Raw genomic sequence first — 5,299 nt, 5'->3', positions numbered from 1 at the left:
ATTAAGAGAATTGAAGAACAACTTGTGTGGATTTTTACTGATTGATTAATCGAAATAATTTTCATTGATTGATTGGTTTAAATTACTCGAAGTTTATTTGAGCGAAATTTAAGTCAGTAATTGATGAGCCAGAATTGGTACCTTGTCTTTAAATAAGGTACAAAATGATTTTAACTGAAGAGTTTGATCATGGCTCAGATTGAACGCTGGCGGCAGGCTTAACACATGCAAGTCGAGCGGAGAGAGGTAGCTTGCTACCGATCTTAGCGGCGGACGGGTGAGTAATGCTTAGGAATCTGCCTATTAGTGGGGGACAACATTTCGAAAGGAATGCTAATACCGCATACGTCCTACGGGAGAAAGCAGGGGATCTTCGGACCTTGCGCTAATAGATGAGCCTAAGTCGGATTAGCTAGTTGGTGGGGTAAAGGCCTACCAAGGCGACGATCTGTAGCGGGTCTGAGAGGATGATCCGCCACACTGGGACTGAGACACGGCCCAGACTCCTACGGGAGGCAGCAGTGGGGAATATTGGACAATGGGCGCAAGCCTGATCCAGCCATGCCGCGTGTGTGAAGAAGGCCTTATGGTTGTAAAGCACTTTAAGCGAGGAGGAGGCTACTGAAGTTAATACCTTCAGATAGTGGACGTTACTCGCAGAATAAGCACCGGCTAACTCTGTGCCAGCAGCCGCGGTAATACAGAGGGTGCAAGCGTTAATCGGATTTACTGGGCGTAAAGCGCGCGTAGGCGGCTAATTAAGTCAAATGTGAAATCCCCGAGCTTAACTTGGGAATTGCATTCGATACTGGTTAGCTAGAGTGTGGGAGAGGATGGTAGAATTCCAGGTGTAGCGGTGAAATGCGTAGAGATCTGGAGGAATACCGATGGCGAAGGCAGCCATCTGGCCTAACACTGACGCTGAGGTGCGAAAGCATGGGGAGCAAACAGGATTAGATACCCTGGTAGTCCATGCCGTAAACGATGTCTACTAGCCGTTGGGGCCTTTGAGGCTTTAGTGGCGCAGCTAACGCGATAAGTAGACCGCCTGGGGAGTACGGTCGCAAGACTAAAACTCAAATGAATTGACGGGGGCCCGCACAAGCGGTGGAGCATGTGGTTTAATTCGATGCAACGCGAAGAACCTTACCTGGCCTTGACATAGTAAGAACTTTCCAGAGATGGATTGGTGCCTTCGGGAACTTACATACAGGTGCTGCATGGCTGTCGTCAGCTCGTGTCGTGAGATGTTGGGTTAAGTCCCGCAACGAGCGCAACCCTTTTCCTTATTTGCCAGCGAGTAATGTCGGGAACTTTAAGGATACTGCCAGTGACAAACTGGAGGAAGGCGGGGACGACGTCAAGTCATCATGGCCCTTACGGCCAGGGCTACACACGTGCTACAATGGTCGGTACAAAGGGTTGCTACCTAGCGATAGGATGCTAATCTCAAAAAGCCGATCGTAGTCCGGATTGGAGTCTGCAACTCGACTCCATGAAGTCGGAATCGCTAGTAATCGCGGATCAGAATGCCGCGGTGAATACGTTCCCGGGCCTTGTACACACCGCCCGTCACACCATGGGAGTTTGTTGCACCAGAAGTAGCTAGCCTAACTGCAAAGAGGGCGGTTACCACGGTGTGGCCGATGACTGGGGTGAAGTCGTAACAAGGTAGCCGTAGGGGAACCTGCGGCTGGATCACCTCCTTAACGAAAGATTGACGATTGGTAAGAATCCACAACAAGTTGTTCTTCATAGATGTATCTGAGGGTCTGTAGCTCAGTTGGTTAGAGCACACGCTTGATAAGCGTGGGGTCACAAGTTCAAGTCTTGTCAGACCCACCATGACTTTGACTGGTTAAAGTTATAGATAAAAAGATACATGACTGATGATGTAAGCTGGGGACTTAGCTTAGTTGGTAGAGCGCCTGCTTTGCACGCAGGAGGTCAGGAGTTCGACTCTCCTAGTCTCCACCAGAACTTAAGAGAAGTTCGGATTACAGAAATTAGTAAATAGAGGTTTTAGGATCTTGGTTTATTAACTTCTGTGATTTAAGTATCACGGTATTAAGCATGACCTGACGAAGGCATGTTTATTCATTAACAGATTGGCAAAATTGAGTCTGAAATAAATTGTTCACTCAATAACAAAGAGAGAAGAAGTAATTCTAATCTTGGAGTTAATTGAGAACTAGCAAATTAACTGAATCAAGCGTTTTGGTATATGAATTTAGATTGAAGCTGTACAGTGTTTAAGTACACAGACAACAGATAGTAGCGATGAAGAGTCGCACGGACAACACTCACTTGTAGGTGTTGACGACTGTTTGGGGTTGTATAGTCAAGTAATTAAGTGCATGTGGTGGATGCCTTGGCAGTCAGAGGCGATGAAAGACGTAATAGCCTGCGATAAGCTCCGGGGAGGCGGCAAATATCCTTTGATCCGGAGATTTCTGAATGGGGGAACCCACCTACTTTAAGGTAGGTATTGCAACATGAATACATAGTGTTGCAAGGCGAACGAGGGGAAGTGAAACATCTCAGTACCCTTAGGAAAAGAAATCAATTGAGATTCCCTCAGTAGCGGCGAGCGAACGGGGATCAGCCCATTAAGTTATGTGTGTTTTAGTGGAACGCTCTGGGAAGTGCGAACGTAGAGGGTGATATTCCCGTACACGAAAGGGCACACATAATGATGACGAGTAGGGCGAGGCACGTGAAACCTTGTCTGAATATGGGGGGACCATCCTCCAAGGCTAAATACTCCTGACTGACCGATAGTGAACCAGTACCGTGAGGGAAAGGCGAAAAGAACCCCTGTGAGGGGAGTGAAATAGATCCTGAAACCGCATGCATACAAGCAGTGGGAGCACCTTCGTGGTGTGACTGCGTACCTTTTGTATAATGGGTCAGCGACTTATATTCAGTAGCAAGGTTAACCGTATAGGGGAGCCGTAGGGAAACCGAGTCTTAATAGGGCGTTTAGTTGCTGGGTATAGACCCGAAACCAGGCGATCTATCCATGAGCAGGTTGAAGGTTGGGTAACACTAACTGGAGGACCGAACCCACTGTCGTTGAAAAGCCAGGGGATGACTTGTGGATAGGGGTGAAAGGCTAATCAAGCCTGGTGATAGCTGGTTCTCCCCGAAAGCTATTTAGGTAGCGCCTCGGACGAATACCATAGGGGGTAGAGCACTGTTTCGGCTAGGGGGTCATCCCGACTTACCAAACCGATGCAAACTCCGAATACCTATGAGTACTATCCGGGAGACAGACTGCGGGTGCTAACGTCCGTAGTCAAGAGGAAAACAATCCAGACCGCCAGCTAAGGCCCCAAAATCATAGTTAAGTGGGAAACGATGTGGGAAGGCATAGACAGCTAGGAGGTTGGCTTAGAAGCAGCCACCCTTTAAAGAAAGCGTAATAGCTCACTAGTCGAGTCGGCCTGCGCGGAAGATGTAACGGGGCTAAAACTATGTGCCGAAGCTGCGGATTTGACATTAGTCAAGTGGTAGGGGAGCGTTCTGTAAGCCGATGAAGGTGTATTGAGAAGTATGCTGGAGGTATCAGAAGTGCGAATGCTGACGTGAGTAACGACAAAACGGGTGAAAAACCCGTTCGCCGAAAGACCAAGGGTTCCAGTCCAACGTTAATCGGGGCTGGGTGAGTCGACCCCTAAGGCGAGGCCGAAAGGCGTAGTCGATGGGAAATTGGTTAATATTCCAATACTTCTGTGTAATGCGATGAGAGGACGGAGAAGGTTAAGTCAGCCTGGCGTTGGTTGTCCAGGTGGAAGGATGTAGGTATGTATCTTAGGCAAATCCGGGGTACTCTATACTGAGATCCGATAGCAAGCTGTACTTGTACAGCGAAGTGGCTGATACCATGCTTCCAGGAAAAGTCTCTAAGCTTCAGTTACACAGGAATCGTACCCGAAACCGACACAGGTGGTCAGGTCGAGTAGACCAAGGCGCTTGAGAGAACTCTGCTGAAGGAACTAGGCAAAATGGTACCGTAACTTCGGGAGAAGGTACGCTGTTGTTGGTGATGGAACTTGCTTCCTGAGCTGACGACAGCCGCAGAAACCAGGCCGCTGCAACTGTTTATTAAAAACATAGCACTCTGCAAACACGAAAGTGGACGTATAGGGTGTGATGCCTGCCCGGTGCTGGAAGGTTAATTGATGGGGTTAGCGTAAGCGAAGCTCTTGATCGAAGCCCCAGTAAACGGCGGCCGTAACTATAACGGTCCTAAGGTAGCGAAATTCCTTGTCGGGTAAGTTCCGACCTGCACGAATGGCATAATGATGGCGGCGCTGTCTCCAGCAGAGGCTCAGTGAAATCGAAATCGCTGTGAAGATGCAGTGTACCCGCGGCTAGACGGAAAGACCCCGTGAACCTTTACTGCAGCTTGACACTGAACTTTGACCTTACTTGTGTAGGATAGGTGGGAGGCTTTGAAGTTGGAACGCTAGTTCCAATGGAGCCGTCCTTGAAATACCACCCTGGTAATGTTGAGGTTCTAACTCTGTCCCGTTATCCGGGACGAGGACCGTGTCTGGTGGGTAGTTTGACTGGGGCGGTCTCCTCCTAAAGAGTAACGGAGGAGTACGAAGGTGCGCTCAGCGTGGTCGGAAATCACGCGTAGAGTATAAAGGCAAAAGCGCGCTTAACTGCGAGACCCACAAGTCGAGCAGGTACGAAAGTAGGTCTTAGTGATCCGGTGGTTCTGTATGGAAGGGCCATCGCTCAACGGATAAAAGGTACTCTGGGGATAACAGGCTGATACCGCCCAAGAGTTCATATCGACGGCGGTGTTTGGCACCTCGATGTCGGCTCATCTCATCCTGGGGCTGAAGCAGGTCCCAAGGGTATGGCTGTTCGCCATTTAAAGAGGTACGCGAGCTGGGTTTAGAACGTCGTGAGACAGTTCGGTCCCTATCTACCGTGGGCGCTGGAAATTTGAGAGGATCTGCTCCTAGTACGAGAGGACCAGAGTGGACGAACCTCTGGTGTACCGGTTGTGACGCCAGTCGCATCGCCGGGTAGCTATGTTCGGAAGGGATAACCGCTGAAAGCATCTAAGCGGGAAGCCTACCTCAAGATAAGATTTCCCTAGGAATTTATTCCTCTAAAGAGCCGTTCGAGACTAGGACGTTGATAGGTTGGATGTGGAAGCATAGTGATATGTGAAGCTGACCAATACTAATTGCTCGTGAGGCTTGACTATACAACACCCAAGCAGTTGTATATGAAGCATCAATCGATTCATAAACATGCAAAGCAACTTGATTTAGTT

2 tRNA genes and 2 rRNA genes are annotated in these 5,299 nt (G+C 48.9%); all 4 read left to right on the top strand.

Annotated elements, in window-relative coordinates:
- Positions 1-171 precede the first annotated feature (171 nt).
- The 4 genes from POD11_RS17590 to POD11_RS17575 all read left to right on the top strand — a co-directional run bounded on the left by POD11_RS17590 (position 172) and on the right by POD11_RS17575 (position 5,230).
- Positions 172-1,709, top strand: a 16S ribosomal RNA gene (locus tag POD11_RS17590).
- A gap of 59 nt (positions 1,710-1,768) precedes the next feature.
- A tRNA-Ile gene (locus POD11_RS17585) sits at positions 1,769-1,845 on the top strand.
- Between the two features lie 56 nt (positions 1,846-1,901).
- Positions 1,902-1,977, top strand: a tRNA-Ala gene (locus POD11_RS17580).
- A gap of 362 nt (positions 1,978-2,339) precedes the next feature.
- Positions 2,340-5,230 (top strand): 23S ribosomal RNA (locus POD11_RS17575).
- The 16S and 23S rRNA genes sit together here with 2 tRNA genes alongside, the layout of an rRNA operon.
- Positions 5,231-5,299 lie beyond the last annotated feature (69 nt).

The organism is Acinetobacter sp. P1(2023), from assembly GCF_028367635.1.
GTDB classification, from domain to species: Bacteria; Pseudomonadota; Gammaproteobacteria; order Pseudomonadales; family Moraxellaceae; genus Acinetobacter; species Acinetobacter pittii_E.
The sequence above is the reverse complement of the archived record's forward strand: the minus strand, read 5'-3'. Positions and strand labels throughout refer to the sequence as shown.